The following is a 21,291-nucleotide window of genomic DNA, read 5'->3' as shown; positions in this document are numbered from 1 at the left end:
TAGCGACGATCATAGCGAAAAAGAGGCGAAGCCCGACCGGAGGCAAAGAAATGCCGGCACAGGCCATGCGCGCCCTGATGCGGCAAGCGATCAGGCACTGCGCACCCGCGCGGTCGCGTCCTTGCCGGTCATCCGGGTCTCGTCGCACCGGTTGGCGATCACATCGACGATGGGGCAGCCCAGGATCCGCGACTCGGCGTCGGAGAGTTCGGTGAGCAGGCGATGGATCGCGGCGGTCTCCTCGTCCAGCCCGTCGATGGCCTCAAGGCCCGTCTCCGCCTTGTGATCGGTGGCGATGCCCAGGGCCAGCTCCATTTCGGTGGCCAGTTCGAACACCGTCGTGGTGTGCAGGTCGCGGGCAAGCACCACGCTGCTGTCCTCGGTCTGCAGCACATAACCCGAGGCCTGAAGGATGTTGTAGATCTCGTCGCGCGCCTCGATCGGAATCGTCTCGACCAGTTCCTCCTCGGCGACGGCTCCGCCGATCTGCGCCTGCTGGTAGAGCTTTGCCAGAAGCGCGATGGCGATGGTCAGCTTGCCCGGGGCCTTGAGATGCACGCTGAGAACCGCGGCCCGGGCCAGTCTCCAGTCGGGAATGGCCGCTGCCACCACCGCGCCCAGAATGATCACCGTCCAGGATGCATAGATCCAGACCAGGAAGACGGGGACGGCGGCGACAGCGCCATAGATGGTTTCGTAGCTCGAGCCGGAAGTGAGAAAGGAATTGAAGCCCCAGGACAGGATCTCCAGCGCTACGGCGGCGAAGGTCGCGCCAATGGCGGCATGGCGCAGCCGGACGCGACGGGCGGGAACCAGCACGAACAGGGCGGTGAAGCCGCAGATCTTGATCGCCAGGCTCAACAGGTTGCTCAGGGTCGACCATCCCTCGAGCAGCACCTCGTCGACCGCACCGCCCAGATCAAAGAAACCGGAGCGGCGGGCGATGGCGGCGATATCCGAGGTCAGGGTGAAGCTGGCGCCGAAGACCAGCGGCCCCATGGTCAGGATCGCCCAGAAGATCAGGAAACGGACGAAAATCGGCCGCGGCCGCTCGACATGCCAGATGCGGTTGAGCGTGTCCTCGATCGTGGAGAGCAGCAAAAGTGCGGTAACCGCCAGCGCCACCACCCCGACGGCCGTGAGATTGTTGGCGCTCTGGGTGAAATTGGACAGATATTCGGTGATGGCGGCGCCGGCCTCCGGCACCACGGCGGCAAAGAACAGAGCCTGCATCCGCTCCTTGACCGCATCGAAGGCCGGAAAGCTCGACAGGATGGCAAAGGCGATGACCAGCATCGGCACCAGCGCCAGCAGGGTCGAATAGGTCAGCGACGCCGCCGCGCTGCTCATCCGCTCGTTGTAGAAGCGCCGGACCGCGAACACGGTGAAGTGCCCGATGTTCTTCAGGATCGGGCTGATGGTGAGGGTGTGCCATTTGCTCATGCAGTCTTTTACCGTCTTCATGTTTCAACAGATAGGCCTGATTATCGGCAAGATTTTTCATGCTCCCTGTCCTCAACGCAAAAACCCCCGGATTGTGCAATCCGGGGGTTTCGATTTTTGGACCGGGGCGGCGTGCCGCCCTGGAAGGATGTCGCTGCGGCTTATTCGCCGGCTTCGACTTCCTTGCCGGTTTCCTGGTCGACGACCTTCATCGACAGGCGGACCTTGCCGCGCTCGTCGAAGCCGAGCAGCTTGACCCAGACCTTCTGGCCTTCCTTGACCACGTCGGATGTCTTGGCGACACGCTCGGCAGCGAGCTGCGAGATGTGGACCAGGCCGTCCTTGGGACCGAAGAAGTTCACGAAGGCGCCGAAATCAGCAACCTTGACGACGGTGCCTTCATAGATCACGCCAACTTCAGGCTCGGCGACGATCGAGTGGATCCACTTCTTGGCGGCCTCGATTTCCTTGCCCGAGGACGAAGCGATCTTGATGGTGCCATCGTCGTCGATGTTGATCTTGGCGCCGGTCTTCTCGACGATTTCGCGGATGATCTTGCCGCCCGTACCGATGACGTCACGGATCTTGTCGACCGGGATGTTCATCACTTCGATGCGCGGAGCGAATTCGCCCAGCTGGCCACGGCTTTCGGCAATGGCGTTGCCCATCTCGGTGAGGATGTGCAGACGGCCGTCCTTGGCCTGGCCAAGCGCGATCTGCATGATTTCCTCGGTGATGCCATCGATCTTGATGTCCATCTGCAGGGCGGTGATGCCATCGGTGGTGCCGGCAACCTTGAAGTCCATGTCGCCGAGGTGATCTTCGTCACCCAGGATGTCGGACAGGACTGCAAAATCCTTGTCTTCCTTGATCAGGCCCATGGCGATACCGGCGACAGGCTTGGCCAGAGGCACACCTGCATCCATCAGCGCCAGTGATGTGCCGCAGACCGTGGCCATCGAGGATGAGCCGTTGGACTCGGTGATTTCCGAGACAACGCGCAGCGTGTAGGGGAACTGGTCAGCCGACGGCATCATCGGGTGGATGGCGCGCCATGCGAGCTTGCCGTGGCCGATTTCGCGGCGGCCGGGCGAACCGGTGCGGCCGGTTTCACCAACCGAGTAAGGCGGGAAGTTGTAGTGCAGCATGAAGGTGGCCTTCTTGGTCCCCGTCAGGCTGTCGACATACTGCTCGTCTTCGCCGGTGCCCAGCGTGGCGACAACGATCGCCTGGGTTTCGCCGCGTGTGAACAGCGCCGAACCGTGGGTGCGCGGCAGCAGGCCGACTTCGGAGACGATCGGACGCACGGTCGAGAGATCGCGGCCGTCGATGCGGCTCTTGGTCTCGATGATGGCGCCGCGAACGACCTTGGCCTGCAGCGTCTTGAAGACGGCGCCGATGACTTCATTGCTGAAGCGCGGCTCTTCGCCCTCGGCCGGAGCGAAGTGTTCCTTGACCTTGGCCTTGACCGCGTCGAGCGCATTGTAGCGGGCGGTCTTGTCGGTGTTCTTGTAGGCGTCGCGCAGATCGGCTTCGCACATGGCGAGCATTTCGGTTTCGAGCGCCGAATTGTCAGGAACAGAGAAGTCGCGCGGCTCCTTGGCAGCGGCTTCAGCCAGCTTGATGATCGCGTCGACGACCGGCTGCATGGCCTTGTGGCCGAACATGACGGCGCCGAGCATGACGTCTTCGCCGAGTTCCTTGGCTTCCGATTCGACCATCAGAACCGCGTCGGAGGTGCCGGCAACGATCAGATCGAGATCCGATTCGGGCATTTCGTCGACATGCGGGTTGAGCACATAGTCGCCACCGATGTAACCGACGCGGGCGCCGGCAATCGGGCCCATGAACGGGATGCCGGAAATGGTCAGTGCAGCGGAAGCTGCGACGAGCGCCAGGATATCCGGGTTGTTTTCGAGGTCATGCTGCAGAACGGTGATGATGATCTGCGTGTCGTTCTTGTAGCCCTCGGGGAACAGCGGGCGCAGCGGACGGTCGATAAGGCGCGATGTCAGCGTCTCGTTTTCGCTCGGGCGGCCTTCGCGCTTGAAATAGCCGCCGGGGATCTTGCCGGCTGCGTAGGTCTTTTCCTGGTAGTTGACGGTCAGCGGAAAGAAATCCTGGCCGGGCTTGGGCGACTTCGCCGAAACGACGGTGGCGAGCACGACGGTTTCGCCGTAGGAGGCGATGACGGCGCCATCAGCCTGACGGGCAACCTTGCCGGTTTCCAGTGTGAGCGGACGACCGCCCCATTCAATCTCGACCTTGTGGGTATCGAACATGTCTTGTCCTTCGTATGCGGGCATGTGGGCGTGGCAACTTTCGGCCGCGCGCTTCACTGTCCCGTTGTTTGAGCGCATCTCGGGCAAGACAGCCGGAGGCTTTGAGGAACCGTTGTCGTCAACGGCGAAAGCATCCGGCAATCCTGCCCCATGACAGGCTATTTTGAGTGTTCTGATCCGGAGTGTCCGGAGAGCAGAACGGTTTCGGCGCGATTTTCCCGGCCTTGCGGCCTGACGGCGCGCGCCGCTGCGCCACGGCTCCCGGGTTGGTTGGGGTGGGAACCGGTGAATGGCTTCGGCGGACGGTGCGCAGGGCGCCGCCCGCCGGAAAGCAGTTTAGCGGCGGATGCCCAGACGGGAGATCAGCGACGTGTAACGCGCTTCTTCCTTGCGCTTGACATAATCAAGCAGGGACCGACGCGTGGACACCATCGTCAACAGCCCGCGCCGTGAGTGGTTGTCCTTCTTGTTTTCCTTGAAGTGACCGGTCAGATTGTTGATCCGCTCGGTCAGAATGGCAACCTGGACTTCCGGGGAACCGGTGTCGCCTGGCTTCGTGGCGTATTCTTCAATCAGCGCAGCCTTGCGCTCAGCAGTAATCGACATCTCAAATCCTTTCAATCTGGATGAATATGGCGCCCGCTGCCGGGATGTCGTCCAGCAGGGGCCTCGAACGTCATGCCGGCAGGACCGGCGATAACGGCTGGGCTATAGGCCAATTCCCGCCGAATTGAAAGGGAAATGTGCCGGACGCCACCCCGGCGCGCCAGCGTGGCTGCGGCTTTGGCGCGCCTTCAGCAGCCGCGCTTGACGTAAGCGTCGCGCACCGCCTCTTTCCAGGCGACCGATTCAGCCGAGTCCCGCGAGACATAGGGCCCGTCGGCAACGCAGTAAAAGCCGTCGCGGAAGCCGCCGACATCCGAGGTGTCGAGCACCTGCGAACCGGCGCCGCCGCCGACCATCGGCCCGCCGAGACGGCCGAGGATCCGCCTGGCGTCCGACTGGCTCTTCGAACAGCCCAGGATGATGTACCACCCGCAGCCGCTGCCGTCATAGCCCGGCGTCTGCGCCCGGGCGGGCATGGCTGTCGCGCCGGCCACGGCCAGAACAGCAACAGCGATGGCAATCTTGATATCTGACACTGTCCTTCCCCCTTTTCATGACAGTCTGGCGCAAGGCGCTGTCGCAGACAAGCCACCGGGGATTTGGCACCTGCCCCTCAGGTGGATCCGCGGCCGCCATCCAGAGAACACTTCCGTTTTGTTCTCCGGGGTGGCATGAAACGGGCCATGCCCGGCATGGACCTGCCGGATGCCCGAAAACGTGAAGAGGACCCCGCCCCCATGGCCGAAACAAGGAAAATGCGGCTGAGCCGGCGTCATGTCGATCTTGTCCATCGCGACATCCAGGACCCCGGCCCGAAGCTTCTTCCCGGCTTTCGCGCCGCGACCGAGGCGGATTTCGCCGAGGCCGTCGACGGCATGATGGCGAGTCGTCCTCAGGGCGACTTCTGGCTGTTCGGCTATGGTTCGCTGATCTGGAACCCGGAAACCGCCTTTGAGGAGAAACGGCTTGCGACCGCCATCGGCTGGCGCCGCAGCTTCTGCCTCGGGCCGGACTACCGCTATCGCGGCAGCCATGACCATCCCGGCCTGATGATGGCGCTCGATCGCGGCGGCCAGTGCAAGGGCATGGTCTATCGTCTGCCGCGCGCGGGGCTGGAGGCGGAGCTGCACCGGCTGATCCGCCGCGAATTGAGCCAGTTGCCCTCGGCCTTTCCCTGGCGCTGGATCAAGGTCGACACCGAACAGGGGCCGCTCAGGGCGCTGACATTTGCCATGGACCGCAACAATCAACGCTATGCCGCCGGGCTCTCCGAAACGGAGACCGCCGCGGTGCTGGCCACGGCTTGCGGGTTTCGCGGCTCAATGGCGGATTATCTGTTTTCAACCGTCACGATGCTCGAAAGCCTCGGCATTCACGACCGCAAATTGTGGCGGCTGCAGGCGCTGGTGGCGGAGCAGATCGAAGCCAATCACGGGTTTTCAGGGTAATTGCGGGCCGGTGTTCAGCTGAGCCAGCCGCCCGGCGCCGGACCTGGGCTCAGCCCTTGAACACCCGCCGGGGCCGGAATTCGCCTTCGGCAACGTCACCGATGGCAAGCAATGCGCCGCGCACGAAGGCGCAGGCATCGTCAGTGGCCACGGGCGCGTCACGGCCCCTGAGAATGATCGGATTGCCCATGCGGATGCGGTGGGCCTGGTCATCACTGACATCGATGCGCGGCAGCATGCCGAGCGCCTCGCCTGCTGGAACCAGATAGGCGTCGAGCCCGGCCAGCCGATCGGCCTCGTCCTCGATCTCTTCGAGTGCGATCAGATCGGCAAGCGGGACCATGGCGGCTTCGGCGAACGGCGCCACCAGCGTCCGGCGCAGCGCCGAGATGTGGCCATAGCAGCCCAGTTCGCGGCCGAAATCGCGCGCCAGCGCCCGGACATAGGTGCCCTTGCCGCATTCGACCTCGAACACCGCATGATCGGGGTCGGGACAGCCCAGCAGCGTGATCCGGTGGATTTCCACTTCGCGGGGCGGAATTACCACCACTTCGCCACCGCGGGCCATGTCGTAAGCGCGTTCACCGGCAATCTTGACGGCGGAAAAGGCGGGCGGCACCTGTTCGATCACGCCGGTATAGGCCGGCAACAGCGCCTCGATGGCCGCCCGGTCAGGCCGGCTCTCGGAACTGGCCGTGACCATGCCCTCGAGATCGTCGGTGTTGCGCTCCTCGCCCCAGGCGACGGTGAATTCATACACCTTGCGGCCATCCATGACATAGGGAACGGTCTTGGTGGCGTCGCCGAGCGCGATCGGCAACATGCCCGATGCAAGGGGATCGAGCGTGCCGGCGTGGCCCGCCTTTTCGGCCTTGAACAGCCATTTGATCTTGGAGACAGCCTCGGTGGATCCGAAATCCCACGGCTTGTCGAGAACCAGCCAGCCCGAGATGGGCCGGCCCTTTTTCTTGCCGCGGCGGCCCATATCAGGCGTATCCCGGCTTCTTGCGGAAGGTGGCGCCGGATCTGGCGATGGTGCCTTCCGGCATCGGCTGCATCGGACCCTTCTCGAAGTCGAGCGCGTAGAGCTTCTTGGCGATGAGGAAGCCGGCGGCCGTGACCGTGCCGTTCTGGTTGTTGTACTGGGTCTTCAGTTTCTTGGCGATCAGGTGCTCGATGGCTGCCAGCGGCGGCTTGCCGGCAAGCGCCGCCTCGACGATGGCCGCATCATTGGCCGGCGCATTGACGATCAGCTCGATCATGCGCATTTCCGGATCGGCGTGGGAGATTTCCTTCTTGCGGGCGTAGGGCAAGTCGCTGGCGACGATCATTTCGACAATCGAAATGGCGTCTTCGTTGTTAACCGTGCGCATGCAGTTCGCATAAAGCGTTGTCCGGTCTTCGGTGGACATGGCCTCAATCTTTTCCGGTGTCACGAGCGTCGCCATCTTAGTTTCCACCGTCTTTGTTGTTGTTGTTGTCATTTTCGTCGGCATCGTCATGGCCCAGGTCGCGGGCGACCTCGGGCGAGCGCAGCAGCGCGTCGATCTTTGCGTAATTGTCGAAGCTGGTGTCATCGCGAAAGCGAAGTTCCGGCATGTATTTGAGCTGCCGGATCATCGGCGACACACGGCCGCGCAGATAGCGGGCATGCTTGTTGAGCGCCGCGATGATGGCGGTGTGATCCTTTTGCCCCAGCGGCGTGACATAGGCGGTGGCGACCTTCAGATCCGGCGACATGCGCACTTCGGAGACCGAGATCACCGAGGATTCGATCAGCGGATCTCGGACATCACCGCGCTGCAGCACCTGGGTAATGGCGACACGGACCTGTTCGCCCACGCGCAACATGCGCTGGGAAGGAGCCGAGGAAGATGGCTTGGTCATGGGATTCCAACCGAATTTGCGGGCCATGGGCCCGGGCGCAAGACCAGAGACCTGCCCGGCGCCTCAGGCGCCGGGCAGTGACCCGATCAAAGCGTGCGCGTGATGTGCTCGACGCGGAAGCACTCGATAACGTCGCCGGCACGAATGTCTTCGTAATTTTCAAAGGCCATGCCGCATTCCTGGCCGCCGTGAACCTCGGCCACTTCGTCCTTGAAGCGCTTGAGGGTCTTGAGCTTGCCTTCGTGAATGACAACGTTGTCGCGGATCAGGCGGACGCCCGAACCCCGTTCAACCTTGCCTTCGGTGACGCGGCAACCGGCAACCTTGCCGACCTTGGTGATGTTGAACACCTCGAGGATCTCGGCATTGCCGAGGAAGGTCTCGCGACGTTCCGGCGAGAGCATGCCCGACATCGCCGCCTTCACGTCATCAACCAGATCGTAGATGATGTTGTAATAGCGGATCTCGACGCCATCGCGTTCAGCCGCGTCACGGGCCTGCTTGTTGGCACGGACGTTGAAGCCGATGATGGCAGCGCCCGAGGCCTCGGCCAGCGAGATGTCGGATTCGGTGATGCCGCCGGCACCCGAATGGATGATGCGGGCCCGGACTTCGTCGGTTCCCAGCTTGTCGATCGCACCGGCGATCGCCTCGATGGAGCCCTGCACGTCGCCCTTGATGAGCAGCGGGAATTCCTGGCTGCCGGTATCCTGCAGCTGGGTCATCATCTGCTCGAGGGAACCGCGTGTTCCGCTCTGGCGCGCCGCCGCCTTGTCGCGGGCAAGCCGCTGGCGGTATTCGGCGATTTCGCGGGCACGGCCTTCATTCTCGACCACCGCAAAGCGATCGCCGGCCTGCGGCGTGCCCTGGATGCCGAGGATTTCGACCGGGAATGCCGGACCGGCTTCCTTAACCTGTTCACCGCGGTCATTGACCAGGGCGCGCACACGGCCCCACTGGTCGCCGGCCACGAGGATGTCGCCCGGACGCAGCGTTCCGGTCTGCACCAGAACGGTGGCCACCGAACCGCGGCCGCGATCGAGCTTGGCCTCGACCACGACACCTTCAGCGGTGCGCGTCGGATTGGCCTTGAGGTCGAGCAGTTCGGCCTGCAGCAGGATGGCGTCGAGCAGCTTGTCGAGATTGGTGTGCTTGATGGCCGAGACCTCGACGTCAAGGACCTCGCCGCCCATGCTTTCGACAAAGACTTCATGCTGCAGAAGACCGGTACGGACCTTCTGCGGATCGGCAGAGGGCTTGTCGATCTTGTTGATCGCCACGATGATCGGCACACCGGCCGCCTTGGCGTGGTTGATCGATTCAACGGTCTGCGGCATCACCGAATCGTCGGCCGCCACCACAAGGATGGCGATGTCGGTTGCCTGGGCGCCGCGGGCACGCATGGCGGTAAACGCCGCATGGCCCGGGGTGTCGATGAAGGTGATCAGCTTGCCGTTCTTCTCGACCTGGTAGGCACCGATATGCTGGGTGATCCCGCCGGCCTCGCCGGAGACGACATTGGCGTCGCGGATGGCGTCGAGCAGCGAGGTCTTGCCGTGGTCGACATGGCCCATGATGGTGACCACCGGAGGCCGCGAAACCAGTTCGCCGCCCTCGTCGGCAACATTGAAGATGCCGAGTTCGACGTCGGATTCGGACACGCGCTTGACGGTGTGGCCGAATTCGCTGGCAATCAGTTCGGCAAGGTCGGCATCGATGATGTCGCCCGGCTTCATCATCTGGCCTTCCTTCATCAGGAACTTGATCACATCGACCGACCGTTCGGCCATGCGCTGCGACAGTTCCTGAATGGTGATGGTCTCGGGCAGCTGCACTTCGCGCATGACCTTTTCACGCGGCTCCTGCATCGAGGACCGGCGCATCTTTTCCTGGCGGCGACGCATCGCCGACAGCGAACGGCCACGGGAATTGCCGTCGTCGTTGAGCGCGGCTGTCAGCGTCAGCTTGCCGCGGCGGCGGTCTTCCTCGGCCTTGGGCCGGGTCGGCTTGGCTGTTTCGGGACGCGTGACCTTGGCGCCCGGACGTGCCGGACCGCCGGTGCGTGCCGGTGCTTCGCTTTCGTTGTCGCGACGGCGTCCGCGTGCGGCGTCATCAACCGGCACGGCAACGGGGGCTGCCTCAGCAGGCGGCGCGCTGGGCGTTGGCGATGCGGCTTCGATCTTGGCCTGCTCGGCGGCTTCCTTGGCCGCTGCAGCGTCCTCGATGGCCTTGAGGCGGGCGGCCTCGGCATCGGCGGCAGCCTGGCGCGCCTCTTCCTCGGCACGACGGATGGCGTCGGCCTCGGCGCGCTTGCGCTCCTCGATGTCGCGGACGCGGCTGTCCTGCAAGGCGCGACGGCGGGCCTCGACCTCACCAGCCGAAAGCTGGTTGAGAACGGCGCCGCGTGGCGGTGTCGCAGGTGCGCGTGGCGGTGGCGGCGGCACGACTGTGACCACCGGCTTTTCCGTCACCGGCGCAGGGCGCGGCTTGAAGGTTACGGGCGGCACCGGATTCTCGTCTTCAGGGCGGGTCACGCGGCGCTTGCGCGTTTCCACCACCACTGACTTGGTGCGGCCACGGCCCATCTCCTGGCGAACCATCCCCTGCTCGATAGCGGGGCGTTTCAGCGAGAAGGTCTTCTTGCCGGTAACACTGATCGTCTTGTCGTCGTTGCTGTCGCTCATTCCGTATCCGTTTCCGCGGGAAACCGCATCGCGCACATGCGCGTCGGCTTCTTGATCGATTGCATCCGGGCATGGCGCCCGGTAGCCCGTTTTCAGTCCAGTCCCGTCGCGGGACCGTTTCTGTAGCGCGCAAGCATCTTTGCGCGCTTCACTACACCCTCTCCGGCCTGCCCTGCAAGCGCTGCGGCATGGATAAAAGCGCCGTCGCCCAAGGCAAGCGTCAATTCATCGGCTGAAAACAGCCGAAAGACGGGAATTTCCGCCTCTTTCACACCCATCGCCCGGGCCGTATTGGCCTGGCGCAATTTGCGCACGCCGTCATCGGCAGCATCCGTGGCATGCATCAGCGCCACCGCGCCGCCGGATCGTATCGCGTCTTCGACCTTGCCCGATCCGGTGATGAACTGACCTGATTTCCGGGCCAGGTTCATCATCCCAAAAAGGCTGCCACAGAGCAACCTCTCCACGACACCACCCAGATCGGGGTCGGTGTTCACTTCGGTCTTCAGCGCCCGCCCGAAAAGCTTGCGCTTGACCGCCAGGTCCACCACGGCCCGTTCCGCCGTCACCCAGCAGCCGCGCCCGGGAAGCCCCAGGCGCAAATCCGGCACGACGGATCCGTCGGGACCGGCAACAAACCGAATCAGCCCGTCAGGCTGACCCCGTTCCCGGGTGACAATGCACATTCGGTCGTTCACGGGCTCGATCCTGACCTTCACCGCAAAGCCTCCGGCGACGTTCGGCCTCAGGCCTCTTCGCCGCCTGCTTCTGTTTCCGTCGCTGCTTCAGCCTCGCCGGCTTCGGCTTCGGCGTCTTCGTCGACTTCCTGCATCACCACTTCGTCCTCGGTGATCCAGCCAACGGCCAGACGGGCCGAAAGGATCATCGATTCCGCTTCGGGGCGGGTGACGTCGAGGCCCTTGAACAGGCCGTCAAAACGCTTGGTCTCGCCGTCCTTGCGTTCCGACCAGCCGGTCAGGTCATCGACGGCGCAACCGGCGAAGTCCTCAACGGACTTGATGCCGTCGCCACCGAGCGCCACCATCATCTGCGTGGTCATGCCGGGGATCGAGCGCAGCTCGTCCTCGACGCCGAGTTCCTTGCGCTTGCTGTCGAGCTCGGCTTCAAGCCTGTCGAGATATTCCTTGGCGCGGGTCTGAAGCTCGTTGGCGGTGTCTTCGTCAAAGCCCTCGATCGCGGTGATTTCGCCGAGATCGACATAGGCAACTTCCTCGACCTGGCTGAAGCCTTCCGATGCCAGCACCTGGCCGACCATCTCGTCGACATCAAGGGCTTCCATGAACAGCTGCGTGCGCTCGCTGAATTCCTTCTGGCGGCGCTGGCTTTCTTCTTCCTCGGTGAGGATGTCGATGTCCCAGCCGGTCAGCTGCGAGGCGAGACGCACGTTCTGGCCGCGACGGCCGATGGCCAGAGACAGCTGCTCGTCGGGCACGACGACCTCGATGCGCTCGGCATCCTCGTCGAGCACGACCTTGGAGACTTCGGCCGGCTGCAAGGCGTTGACAATGAAGGTGGCCGGCGACGGCGACCATGGAATGATATCGATCTTCTCGCCCTGCAATTCGCCGACAACAGCCTGAACGCGGCTGCCGCGCATGCCGACGCAGGCGCCGACCGGGTCGATGGAGGAATCATTGGAGATCACGGCGATCTTGGCGCGGCTGCCGGGATCGCGGGCAACCGAGCGGATCTCAATGATGCCGTCATAGATTTCCGGCACTTCCATCTGGAACAGGCGAACCATGAACTGCGGATGGGTGCGGGAGAGGAAAATCTGCGGGCCGCGCTGTTCGCGGCGGACATCGTAGACATAGGCGCGAACCCGGTCGCCATAGCGGAAAGCCTCGCGCGGAATGGTCTCGTCGCGCCGGACGATGCCTTCGCCGCGGCCGAGATCGACAATGACATTGCCGTATTCGACGCGCTTGACGGTGCCGTTGACGATCTCGCCAATGCGGTCCTTGAATTCGTCGAACTGGCGGTCACGCTCGGCTTCGCGCACCTTCTGCACGATGACCTGCTTGGCCGACTGGGCGGCGATGCGTCCGAAATCCATCGGCGGCAGCGGATCGGCAATGAAATCGCCAAGCTGCGCATCAGGATTGCGGTCGCGGGCCAAAGCCAGCGGAATCTGCAGGGAATAATCTTCAGCGTGATCGACGACCTCGAGCAGGCGCTGGAGGCGGATCTCGCCGGTCTTGGCGTTGATGTCGGCGCGGATGTTGGATTCAGAGCCGTAGCGCGAGCGCGCCGCCTTTTGGATGGCATCGGCCATGGCTTCGATCACGATCTCGCGGTCAATGGACTTCTCGCGTGCGACCGCGTCAGCGATCTGAAGAAGCTCAAGCCTGTTTGCACTGACTGCCATGTCTGTCTCCATGTATCGACCTGCAATCGGCAGGTCTTGTCTGGTTTGGGTCCGTCAAGCGGACCGGATCAACTGCGCCGCAAGCAGGCGCCATTCAACTCGTCTCGAACCCGGCTCAGTCCGGGGTCCCTGCCTGCGAGCCTTCAGGGACGTCCGGGGTGTCCCCGGCATCAGCCTCTTCAGCCGCGAGCGCGGCCTTTGCGAGCTTGTCGGCGCGAAGCGATTCGCGGATCAGGTCGTCGGTCAGCACCAGCTTGGCTTCGGCAAGCGCCGAGAACGGGATGACCGCGAGATTGTCCTCGCCATAGGCCGGCTGGTCACGCTCGATCGAAAACCCGGTTTCGGTAACATCGCGAATGAAACCGCGGAAGCGCTTGCGGCCATTGACCAGCACCGAGGTGTCACAACGGGCAAGATGGCCTTCCCAGCGCAGGAAATCGGACCGGCGAACCAGCGGGCGGTCGATGCCCGGCGACGAGATTTCCAGATGATACGCCTTTTCCACCGGATCCTCTACATCCAGCACAGGCGAAATCGCACGGGACACCGCCTCGCAGTCCTCGACATTCATCGTGCCGTCGAGGCGCTCGGCCATGATCTGCAGGGTATGGCCGTTCTGGCCCGACAGACGCACCCGCACGAGCCGCATGTCGAGCGACTCGATCACCGGTTCGACGATCTCTGCAATGCGCGCGTCAACGCCGGTCTCGGTGACCAGTCTTTGATCGTTCGGCATTGCGGTGTCTTCTGTCATAGGGTCCGGTCCTGGCTGTTTGTGCGTCTGACCGTCTGGCCCAACGGGAGCGGGGCAACAAAAAAGAGCGGGTCCTTGCGGGCCCACCCTTGCTCAGTACGATCAAGAATTTGAACGGTATATAGTCTGTTTTGAAGCTGCGAGCAAGGGCATTCCCCAATACAGGCCGCCGGCCCCGGGTTTTCGCGCCGGATTTGATGTATATCCGGCCACGACCACGATCTGCATCCGGGGTCTGACTGTTCTGATAATGGCCTCAGGCGCGGCGTTCGAATTCGAGATAGCACGGCGTGCGGCCTTCGCGGATGGCCTTGGCCTCGTAGCGGGTGCCGGGCCATTGCGGCCAGGGCCCGCGCCAGTCGGCGGCCGTCCTTGCGGTCCAGGCGAAATCCGGATGCGCCTCGATATGGGCGAGCGTCCAGTTGACATAGGTCTCGATGTCGGAGGCAAAGCCGAACCGACCACCGGGCTTGAGCACCCTGGCGAAACGGTCGAGATTGACCTGAGAAACAAAGCGGCGCTTCCAGTGTTTCTTCTTGTGCCAGGGATCGGGATAGAGCAGGTCGATCCGGTCAAGACAGCCGTCGGGCAGCCAGTCGAGCACCTGGGTGGCGTCGTCATCATGAACGCGGATATTGTTAAGGCCCTCGGCATCAAGCACCGCCAGCATCTTGGCCATGGAATTGATGAAGGGCTCGACGCCGATGAAGCCGGTGCCGGGCGCCTGCCGTGCCTGGTGCAGCAAATGTTCGCCGCCGCCGAAGCCGATCTCAAGCCGGATTTCGGTGACCGGCTGTGGCCAGAGTGCGGCCAGCGGCTGCGGCGCCGGGCCCGACAGATCGAGCTTCAGCGCCGGCAGCACGTCCGAGAGCACCGCGACCTGCTGGGTCTTGAGGGTCTTGCCGCTGCGGCGACCGAAAAAGGCTTCGGTTGCACGCGTGCGCCGCGGCGGATTGGTCATCGCCATGTCTGTCTTCGGCATCAGGTCTGCCTCACCATCATTCGCAAACCCGACCGGATCCGAAGCTTCAGCCCTTGAGGGCTTCCTTGAGCGGCTTCACCAGATCCAGCTTTTCCCAGGAGAACGAGCCGTCGCGGCCGGCCTTGCGGCCAAAATGGCCATAGGCTGCGGTGCGGCCATAGATCGGCTTGTTGAGGTCCAGGTGCAGGCGGATGCCGCGCGGGGTCAGGTCCATGACTTCGCGCACAACCGCTTCCAGCCGCTCCTCGGAGACCTTGCCGGTGCCATGCATGTCGACATGGACCGAAACGGGCTGGGCCACGCCGATGGCATAGGCAAGCTGGATGGTGCAACGCTCGGCAAAGCCGGCGGCAACGATGTTCTTGGCCAGATAGCGCGACGCATAGGCTGCGGACCGGTCCACCTTGGTGGTGTCCTTGCCGGAGAATGCACCGCCGCCATGGGGCGCCGCACCGCCATAGGTGTCGACGATGATCTTGCGGCCGGTCAGTCCGGCATCGCCGTCAGGTCCGCCAATGACGAATTTTCCGGTCGGGTTGATATGCCAGGCGCAATCCTCGGCAATCGGCAGGTCGCCGAAGGCTTCCAGGATGTAGGGTTCGACAACCTTGCGGACCTTGGCCGAATCCCAGCTCGGGTCGAGATGCTGCGTCGACAGCACGATGGAGGTGACTTCTGCGGCCTTGCCGTCGATGTAGCGCACGGTGATCTGGCTCTTGGCGTCGGGGCCAAGCTTGCCGGCATCGTTTTCACCCTTGTGGCGGGCGGCAGCGAGAAGCTCGAGGATCTTGTGCGAATAATAGATCGGCGCCGGCATCAGGTCCGGGGTTTCGGTGCAGGCATAGCCGAACATGATGCCCTGGTCGCCCGCGCCTTCGGAACCCTGCTGGTCGGCGGCATTGTCGACGCCCTGGGCGATGTCCGCGGACTGGCCGTGCAGCAGCACGTCGATCTTGGCGGTTTTCCAGTGAAAGCCGTCCTGCTCATAGCCGATGGCCCGGATCGCCTTGCGGGCGGCGGACTTGAACTTCGAGGGGTTGATGATCGGGAAGTCGGCGGCGTTTGTGAGGATGTTGCCTTCCTTGTCCTGCTTGAGCAGCGACGGCGGGACCCGCACTTCACCGGCAATGACGACGCGATTGGTGGTTGCCATCGTCTCGCATGCAACCCGCACATCCCAGGGACTCATGCCGGACTTCTTGGCTTCCCGGTAGACCAGATCGACGATCTCGTCCGAAATCCGGTCGCATACCTTGTCCGGATGGCCCTCTGAAACCGATTCACTGGTGAAAAGATAGTTCTTGCGGGCCATGGTGACTCCATCGGATTGAGATCTTTGAGCCTGTTTAGTGGCAACACACAATCCTGACAAGGTCAGAATGACATAAATATATCTTGATGTGATTAGGTCTCTTGGGCCGAAGGCAGCGAAAATGCAGCCGCACGGCCCCGCAAAAGCGCAGCGCCACGCGTCGCAATCGACACGTGGCGCTGCAAAATCAGGACCGGTGCGGTGAGCCTACAGGAGCAACTGCAATCGCCTAAAATGCAGCAAGCGGATCATCGCTCGTCCCGTGCCGGTCGGCCGCGGCGGTCGTGGGGCATCTTGCGCGGATCAGGCATTGTCGCCAGACCGCAGACTGTCCACGGAACCGGCCAATCAACGAGATGCGGAAAGGAGGCCGTGAGACAATGAAATGATGCAGGTCTTCCGGCGCTCGGATGATGTCATCCAAACGCGGAGGGATCAGTCGACTTCAGGCTCGGAGGCAAGCGACTTGACCAGATCGACCAGCTTGCGCCGAACCTTCGGGTCGGGGATCTTGATGAAGGCGCGGTTGAGCTGCAGGCCCTCGGAAGACGACAGGAAATCGACCACGTAATTGGAACTGTTGGCTTCGGCCATGCCCTGCTGTCCGGTGGCCGGATCGCCAGGTGCGTCTTCGAAGAAAAAGCTGACGGGCACATTGAGGACAGTCGAGATGTTCTGCAGCCGGCTGGCGCCAACGCGATTGGTGCCCTTCTCGTATTTCTGGATCTGCTGAAATGTGATTCCCAACGCCTCGCCAAGCTTTTCCTGGCTCATGCCGAGCATGGTACGCCGCAAGCGGACCCTGCTGCCGACATGAATGTCGATCGGGTTGGGCTTCTTCTTGTTTTCAATCATTAAAACGTCCTGACAAGAGCCTCAGACTCTCTGGTTAATTTATCCCGCAGTGATTGCATTCACAAAATCCAGGAGCGACAGATCAGTTTCAGTCAGTCCGGAAACGGGAAGTGGGTTGACGGAACAACTATGCTATTTAAGGGGTTTTCCGTCAATCAAAGCCTTGCCTTTTGCGCCTGCGCGACCAGACGGCCGTGCCCAACATTATTGCAATAATCAATCCAAAGTTAAATTGCCTATTTCTGATGTACGAAAAATCACCGGCACTCGGTGGCAACTCGACATCGAAAACACCTGCTTCTCCCAGCCCCAGACTGGCGACAACCCGGCCGCCGGCGTCCACAACCGCCGATATTCCGCTGTTTGCGGCGCGGACCAGCGGCAGCCGCGTCTCCACCGCGCGCAGTTGCGCCTGGCGCAGATGCTGGTAGGGGCCAGGCGTGTTGCCGTACCAGGCGTCATTGGTGACATTGAGCAGCAAGGAGCCGCGACCATCGGGCACAGTGGCCATGTCAGGAAAAATCGCTTCGTAGCAGATCAGCGGGATGGCGCCCAGACCGCCAGGCAGGTCGAGCAGTCCGCGCCGGTCGGCGGCGGAGAAACCGCCGAAGGTCTCGGCTACCGGCTCCAGACCAAAGCGCCGCATCAGCGTCTCGAAGGGGAGATATTCACCGAAGGGCACCAGATGCGCCTTGTCGGCGGAGCCGATGATCTGGCCCTCATCATCGATGACATAGATGGTGTTGTAATAGCGCGACGGTGCGCCCGCCACACCGTCCTCAAACCGGACCGCCCCGGTGATCAGGGTCTGGCCGACCTGCAGCATGCCGGCAATGCGCGACAGCGCTCCGGGATTTTCGGTGAGCAGGAACGGCAGGGCGGTCTCGGGCCAGACAATATGGGTCGGGCGCGGCTGGTCCTCGCGCGGCGGCACCGCGCTCAGCTCCAGCAGCCGGGCAAAGATGCGTTCCCGCTCCGACATGTCCCACTTTGCGGACTGGTCAATTGCCGGCTGGACGATGCGGATCACCGCCCGCGCGGGCTGCGGTTCGGCTGCGTCCACCCTGGCAAGCGCATACCAGCCATAGCCGACATGGGCGGAAAACAGCGCCAGCGCCACGGCGATCCCGGCGGCCGCACCGCGGCGCGTGCCGACCAGCGCGGGGGCTGAAAAGACAAATACGGTCAAGGCCGACATGCCGAAAATGCCGACCAGTTCGGAAGACTGCATCATCAGCGGCGCGGGCATGGCGGCATAGCCGATGGCGTTCCAGGGAAAACCGGTGAAGAGATATCCGCGCGCCCATTCGCCCAGACCAAAGGCTGCCGAAAGTGCCGCGATGCGGCCGACGCCGTCGGACCACAACAGCCGCGCCAGGGCGGTGGTCACACCGTAAAACAGCGCCAGGCCCGCCGGCAGTCCGAGCACGGCCAGCGGCAGCGCCCAGGCGAATCCCTCGCCTTCGACCAGCAGCGCATTGCCCAGCCACCAGATGCCGGCGACGAAATAGCCGAAGCCGAACCACCAGCCGGTGGCAAATGCCGGGCGCAGGCGGCCCAGGAAACCGGCCTCCGCCGGACCGCTGGCGCCATCGAGCAGCCAGACCAGCACCGGAAAGGAGACAAACAGTACCGCGAAGAAATTGAAGGGCGGCAGGGCCAGTACGGACAGCGCGCCGGTGCCAAAGGCTGCCAGGATCCGCTTGCCGCCCCAGCTCAGCATGATGGCTTCAGCTATCCGTTCCAAATCCGGCTTACTCCCCGCCGACGCAAGTCGGGCTCATCTGCCGCTTTGCTCTCAAGCGAATCAGTTGACCGCATCTTTTCAAAAAACTGCCGCCGTGTCCGTTGCGGCGCGGCGCTTTTTGCGCGAAGCTGCACGAGCAGCTGAGCCCCGGAGCGCGGCGCACCGCAACCGGCCGGGCGCTGTTGCCGGCTCAGGCGGCGCTGGCGTCATCCGGTTGTTTCATAGACGGGGATTCGCCGCGGGCCGGACGGCGCCGTGTGCCCTGGCGCTTGCGGACGATGCGCACGCGCTTGACCCGGCGTGGATCGGCATCAGTGACGTGGAACTCGAAGCCGAGCAAGGCCTGCACCACCTCGCCGCGCACCGGCACGCGGCCGAGTTCGGAGAAGATCAGCCCGCCGATGGTGTCGACTTCCTCGCTCTGGGCGCGGATGTCGAATTCCGGGCCGATTTCGGCGGCCAGATCGTCGAGCTCGGCCTTGGCGTCGACAATCCAGACGTCTTCGCCAACCCGGCTGATCAGCGTTTCGTCCTCGTCGTCATGTTCGTCGGCGATATCGCCCACCACCATCTCGACGATGTCTTCGAGCGAGACCAGACCGTCGGTGCCGCCATACTCGTCGATCACCAGCGCCATCTGGATGCGGTTGGCCTGCATCCGCTGCATCAGGTCCGATGCCAGCATCGAGGCCGGTACGAACAGCACCTTGCGGGTGATGCCGGATTCCTGAATGGTCTTGCCCAGATCGACGCGGGAGAGTTCCAGCGCGTTGAGCGCATTGCGCTTCTGGATGGCAACGGCGCTCTTGGCCACGGAGCGGCGCTTGGAGCGGGCCTGCTTGGTGATCCAGGCCAGCAGATCCCTGATGTGGATCATGCCGCGCGGGTCATCGAGGTTTTCCGCATAGACCGGCATGCGCGAGCGGCCCGATTCCTCGAAGATCTCGAGCAGGCGTCCGAGCGTGGTGGTCTGGTCGACCGCCTCGACATCGGCGCGCGGCACCATCACATCCTCGACCCGGACTTCGCGCAGCCGCAGGATGTTGTTGAGCATGGCGCGCTCATCGGCGGAAAATGCCTCGTGCAATTCCCCGCCCGACTGCAGCGCGTCGGTCAGATCCTCGCGGATGGACTCGCGATCGGAAGGCGGGAAAAGGGCGCGGACCAGCCGCTGCCAAAGCCCCATGCCATTGCGCTCGTCCGGCGCACCGACATAGGGCACGGGAAGATAACTGGGGGCTTCTTCGGTGGATGTTGCGCTCGAAGCGCTCTGTGCGTCTCCGGTTGTGGCCGGGGCATTGCTATCGGTCATCGTCTCTTCGGTGTAAAACCGGCTCAGTGTCGCCGTAGGGGTCAGATAGGCCAAGCGAGGCCAGAATGCGAGTCTCGATCGCTTCCATTTTCTCGGCATCGTTGTTTTCAATGTGATCATAGCCGAAAAGATGCAGAAATCCATGCACAATCAGGTGGGTGATATGCGCATCGACCGGCTTGCCCAGCTCGGCGGCTTCCCGCTCGATGGTTTCGCGGGCGAGAATGATGTCGCCGAACATCGGCCCGGGCATGCCGCCCGGGACCAGCGGGAAGGCCGGAAAGGACAGCACATTTGTCGGCTTGGGCTGATTGCGCCACTCGGCGTTGATGCCGGCCATCATCGCGTCATCGGCCAGCACGAGCGAGACTTCCGGCGGATGTCCGGGAAAGGGCTGGCCCTCGCGCTGCGCCAGATCGGCGGCGGCGGCATCGAGCGCGGCCAGGGCCAGCGCCTCGAGCGCGGTCACATCGCCCCATTCGCCGGCCTCGACCGCGATCTCCAGGCTGATTTCGGGGCCGGCGCTCATTCAGTCGCGTCGGGCTTGGGATATTCGCGGCGGTCATAGGCTTCGACAATGCGCTGCACCAGCGGATGGCGCACCACATCGGCGGCGCGGAAGCGGCAGGCGACAACACCGTTGACACCATCGAGAATCGACAGCGCCTCGACCAGACCGGAGGTGACGCCGCGCGGCAGGTCGATCTGGCTCGGATCACCGGTGATGATCATGCGCGAGTTCTCGCCCAGACGGGTCAGGAACATCTTCATCTGCATCTGCGTGGTGTTCTGCGCCTCGTCGAGGATCACGGCGGCATTGGCCAGCGTGCGGCCGCGCATGAAGGCCAGCGGCGCGATCTCGATCACGCCGGCGGTAATGGCGCGTTCGACCTTATCGCCGGGCATCATGTCGTAAAGCGCGTCATAGAGCGGCCGCAGATAGGGATCGACCTTGTCCTTCATGTCGCCTGGCAGAAAGCCCAGGCGTTCGCCGGCTTCGACCGCAGGGCGCGACAGGATGATGCGTTCGATCGACCCACGCTCGAGCAGTTGCGCCGCGTGGGCCACGGCCAGAAAGGTCTTGCCGGTGCCGGCCGGACCGACGCCGAAGACCAGCTCCGAGCGCTCCATGGCGCGCATGTAGAGGTCCTGTGTCGGGGTCCGGGCGATCACGGTTCGCTTGCGCGTGGAGATCTGCGCCAGGGTCATCTTGCCCTTGCGTTCCAGGGTCGGCAGAACAAGCTGATCGTCCGCCGCCAGCGCCATGCGGATGGCGCCCTCGACATCGGAGGTTTCGACACTGGCGCCCTTGAGCAGGCGGTCATAAAGAAAATCCAGTGCCCGGCGCGCCTGGTTGGTGGCGATTTCCTCGCCACGCAGGGCGACCGTATTGCCACGGGCGCGGGCGTCGATGTTCAGCTTTTTCTCCATCAGCGCCAGATTCTGGTCAAACTGGCCAAAAAGCTCACTGGCAAGACGGTTGTTCTCGAAGGTCAGTTCAAGATGGGTCGGATCCGACGCGCCCGAGGCGGGCGTGGCAGCTTCTGTCCGAGACAGGTGCTCAGCGGTCAAACGATCTGGCTCCATAAT

The 21,291-nt window shown here is 63.3% G+C and carries 19 protein-coding genes; 1 reads left to right on the top strand and 18 read right to left on the bottom strand.

What is annotated here, in order from left to right; all coding sequences use genetic code 11:
* Positions 1-90: 90 nt before the first annotated feature.
* The 4 genes from OEG82_RS03540 to OEG82_RS03525 form a co-directional block, all read right to left on the bottom strand.
* Entirely contained in the window at positions 91-1,443 is a 1,353-nt protein-coding gene (locus OEG82_RS03540) for a YihY family inner membrane protein (RefSeq protein WP_267611096.1), read from the bottom strand.
* A gap of 161 nt (positions 1,444-1,604) precedes the next feature.
* The gene (gene pnp / locus OEG82_RS03535; protein ID WP_267611095.1) at positions 1,605-3,725 is read right to left on the bottom strand and encodes a polyribonucleotide nucleotidyltransferase; all 2,121 of its coding nucleotides are present in this window, start codon (positions 3,723-3,725) and stop codon (positions 1,605-1,607) included.
* 336 nt (positions 3,726-4,061) lie between these two features.
* Positions 4,062-4,331 carry a 30S ribosomal protein S15 gene (rpsO, locus tag OEG82_RS03530; RefSeq protein WP_267611094.1) on the bottom strand — a complete coding sequence of 90 codons (270 nt, stop codon included), beginning with the start codon at positions 4,329-4,331 and terminating at the stop codon, positions 4,062-4,064.
* Between the two features lie 188 nt (positions 4,332-4,519).
* Complete coding sequence (locus OEG82_RS03525; protein ID WP_267611093.1) at positions 4,520-4,867, bottom strand: hypothetical protein; 348 nt, start codon at positions 4,865-4,867, stop codon at positions 4,520-4,522.
* 201 nt (positions 4,868-5,068) lie between these two features.
* On the opposite strand from OEG82_RS03525, the gene OEG82_RS03520 reads away from it, so the two are divergent.
* Positions 5,069-5,779 carry a gamma-glutamylcyclotransferase gene (locus tag OEG82_RS03520; RefSeq protein ID WP_267611092.1) on the top strand — a complete coding sequence of 237 codons (711 nt, stop codon included), beginning with the start codon at positions 5,069-5,071 and terminating at the stop codon, positions 5,777-5,779.
* 49 nt (positions 5,780-5,828) lie between these two features.
* Here the strand turns inward: OEG82_RS03520 and truB are convergent, their stop codons facing one another.
* The 14 genes from truB to OEG82_RS03450 all read right to left on the bottom strand — a co-directional run bounded on the left by truB (position 5,829) and on the right by OEG82_RS03450 (position 21,273).
* Positions 5,829-6,764: a tRNA pseudouridine(55) synthase TruB gene (truB, locus tag OEG82_RS03515; RefSeq protein ID WP_267611091.1), complete on the bottom strand. Its 936-nt coding sequence runs from the start codon at positions 6,762-6,764 to the stop codon at positions 5,829-5,831.
* 1 nt (position 6,765) lies between these two features.
* Entirely contained in the window at positions 6,766-7,227 is a 462-nt protein-coding gene (locus tag OEG82_RS03510) for a hypothetical protein (RefSeq protein WP_267611090.1), read from the bottom strand.
* 1 nt (position 7,228) lies between these two features.
* Entirely contained in the window at positions 7,229-7,666 is a 438-nt protein-coding gene (rbfA, locus tag OEG82_RS03505; RefSeq protein ID WP_267611089.1) for a 30S ribosome-binding factor RbfA, read from the bottom strand.
* Between the two features lie 86 nt (positions 7,667-7,752).
* Complete coding sequence (infB, locus tag OEG82_RS03500) at positions 7,753-10,350, bottom strand: translation initiation factor IF-2 (protein WP_267611088.1); 2,598 nt, start codon at positions 10,348-10,350, stop codon at positions 7,753-7,755.
* Positions 10,351-10,442: 92 nt separating this feature from the next.
* The gene (locus tag OEG82_RS03495; protein WP_267611087.1) at positions 10,443-11,069 is read right to left on the bottom strand and encodes an RNA-binding protein; all 627 of its coding nucleotides are present in this window, start codon (positions 11,067-11,069) and stop codon (positions 10,443-10,445) included.
* A gap of 26 nt (positions 11,070-11,095) precedes the next feature.
* Positions 11,096-12,739, bottom strand: a complete 1,644-nt coding sequence (nusA, locus tag OEG82_RS03490) for a transcription termination factor NusA (RefSeq protein ID WP_267611086.1) — start codon at positions 12,737-12,739, stop codon at positions 11,096-11,098.
* Between the two features lie 115 nt (positions 12,740-12,854).
* The gene (rimP, locus tag OEG82_RS03485) at positions 12,855-13,493 is read right to left on the bottom strand and encodes a ribosome maturation factor RimP (protein ID WP_267611085.1); all 639 of its coding nucleotides are present in this window, start codon (positions 13,491-13,493) and stop codon (positions 12,855-12,857) included.
* A gap of 256 nt (positions 13,494-13,749) precedes the next feature.
* A complete protein-coding gene (gene trmB / locus OEG82_RS03480) occupies positions 13,750-14,454 on the bottom strand; it encodes a tRNA (guanosine(46)-N7)-methyltransferase TrmB (protein ID WP_267614847.1) in 705 nt (234 codons plus the stop codon).
* Between the two features lie 67 nt (positions 14,455-14,521).
* Positions 14,522-15,787: a methionine adenosyltransferase gene (gene metK / locus OEG82_RS03475; RefSeq protein ID WP_267611084.1), complete on the bottom strand. Its 1,266-nt coding sequence runs from the start codon at positions 15,785-15,787 to the stop codon at positions 14,522-14,524.
* A 435-nt stretch (positions 15,788-16,222) separates the two neighbouring features.
* Positions 16,223-16,642 carry a helix-turn-helix domain-containing protein gene (locus OEG82_RS03470; protein ID WP_267611083.1) on the bottom strand — a complete coding sequence of 140 codons (420 nt, stop codon included), beginning with the start codon at positions 16,640-16,642 and terminating at the stop codon, positions 16,223-16,225.
* A 151-nt stretch (positions 16,643-16,793) separates the two neighbouring features.
* The gene (lnt, locus tag OEG82_RS03465; protein WP_267611082.1) at positions 16,794-18,389 is read right to left on the bottom strand and encodes an apolipoprotein N-acyltransferase; all 1,596 of its coding nucleotides are present in this window, start codon (positions 18,387-18,389) and stop codon (positions 16,794-16,796) included.
* A gap of 190 nt (positions 18,390-18,579) precedes the next feature.
* Positions 18,580-19,728, bottom strand: a complete 1,149-nt coding sequence (locus tag OEG82_RS03460) for a hemolysin family protein (RefSeq protein ID WP_425497624.1) — start codon at positions 19,726-19,728, stop codon at positions 18,580-18,582.
* Entirely contained in the window at positions 19,691-20,230 is a 540-nt protein-coding gene (gene ybeY / locus OEG82_RS03455) for an rRNA maturation RNase YbeY (protein ID WP_267611080.1), read from the bottom strand. The genes OEG82_RS03460 and ybeY overlap by 38 nt, the downstream gene beginning before the upstream one ends.
* Positions 20,227-21,273, bottom strand: coding sequence for a PhoH family protein (locus OEG82_RS03450; protein WP_425497530.1), 1,047 nt, complete (start codon positions 21,271-21,273; stop codon positions 20,227-20,229). Before OEG82_RS03450 ends, ybeY begins: the two co-directional genes overlap by 4 nt.
* Between the last annotated feature and the right edge of the window lie 18 nt (positions 21,274-21,291).

It is taken from the genome of Hoeflea ulvae (genome assembly GCF_026619435.1).
Lineage (GTDB): Bacteria > Pseudomonadota > Alphaproteobacteria > Rhizobiales > Rhizobiaceae > Hoeflea > Hoeflea ulvae.
This window is presented reverse-complemented; position numbering and strand designations above follow the sequence as displayed.

Coding starts and splice junctions, on each gene's coding strand:
- ybeY (WP_267611080.1), bottom strand. CDS start 20,230: ATGAGCGCCGGCCCCGAAATCAGCCTGGAGATCGCGGTCGAGGCCGGC.
- infB (WP_267611088.1), bottom strand. CDS start 10,350: ATGAGCGACAGCAACGACGACAAGACGATCAGTGTTACCGGCAAGAAG.
- metK (WP_267611084.1), bottom strand. CDS start 15,787: ATGGCCCGCAAGAACTATCTTTTCACCAGTGAATCGGTTTCAGAGGGC.
- rpsO (WP_267611094.1), bottom strand. CDS start 4,331: ATGTCGATTACTGCTGAGCGCAAGGCTGCGCTGATTGAAGAATACGCC.
- OEG82_RS03470 (WP_267611083.1), bottom strand. CDS start 16,642: ATGATTGAAAACAAGAAGAAGCCCAACCCGATCGACATTCATGTCGGC.
- pnp (WP_267611095.1), bottom strand. CDS start 3,725: ATGTTCGATACCCACAAGGTCGAGATTGAATGGGGCGGTCGTCCGCTC.
- OEG82_RS03520 (WP_267611092.1), top strand. CDS start 5,069: ATGGCCGAAACAAGGAAAATGCGGCTGAGCCGGCGTCATGTCGATCTT.
- trmB (WP_267614847.1), bottom strand. CDS start 14,454: ATGACCAATCCGCCGCGGCGCACGCGTGCAACCGAAGCCTTTTTCGGT.
- rimP (WP_267611085.1), bottom strand. CDS start 13,493: ATGACAGAAGACACCGCAATGCCGAACGATCAAAGACTGGTCACCGAG.
- OEG82_RS03510 (WP_267611090.1), bottom strand. CDS start 7,227: ATGGCGACGCTCGTGACACCGGAAAAGATTGAGGCCATGTCCACCGAA.
- nusA (WP_267611086.1), bottom strand. CDS start 12,739: ATGGCAGTCAGTGCAAACAGGCTTGAGCTTCTTCAGATCGCTGACGCG.
- rbfA (WP_267611089.1), bottom strand. CDS start 7,666: ATGACCAAGCCATCTTCCTCGGCTCCTTCCCAGCGCATGTTGCGCGTG.
- OEG82_RS03540 (WP_267611096.1), bottom strand. CDS start 1,443: ATGAGCAAATGGCACACCCTCACCATCAGCCCGATCCTGAAGAACATC.
- truB (WP_267611091.1), bottom strand. CDS start 6,764: ATGGGCCGCCGCGGCAAGAAAAAGGGCCGGCCCATCTCGGGCTGGCTG.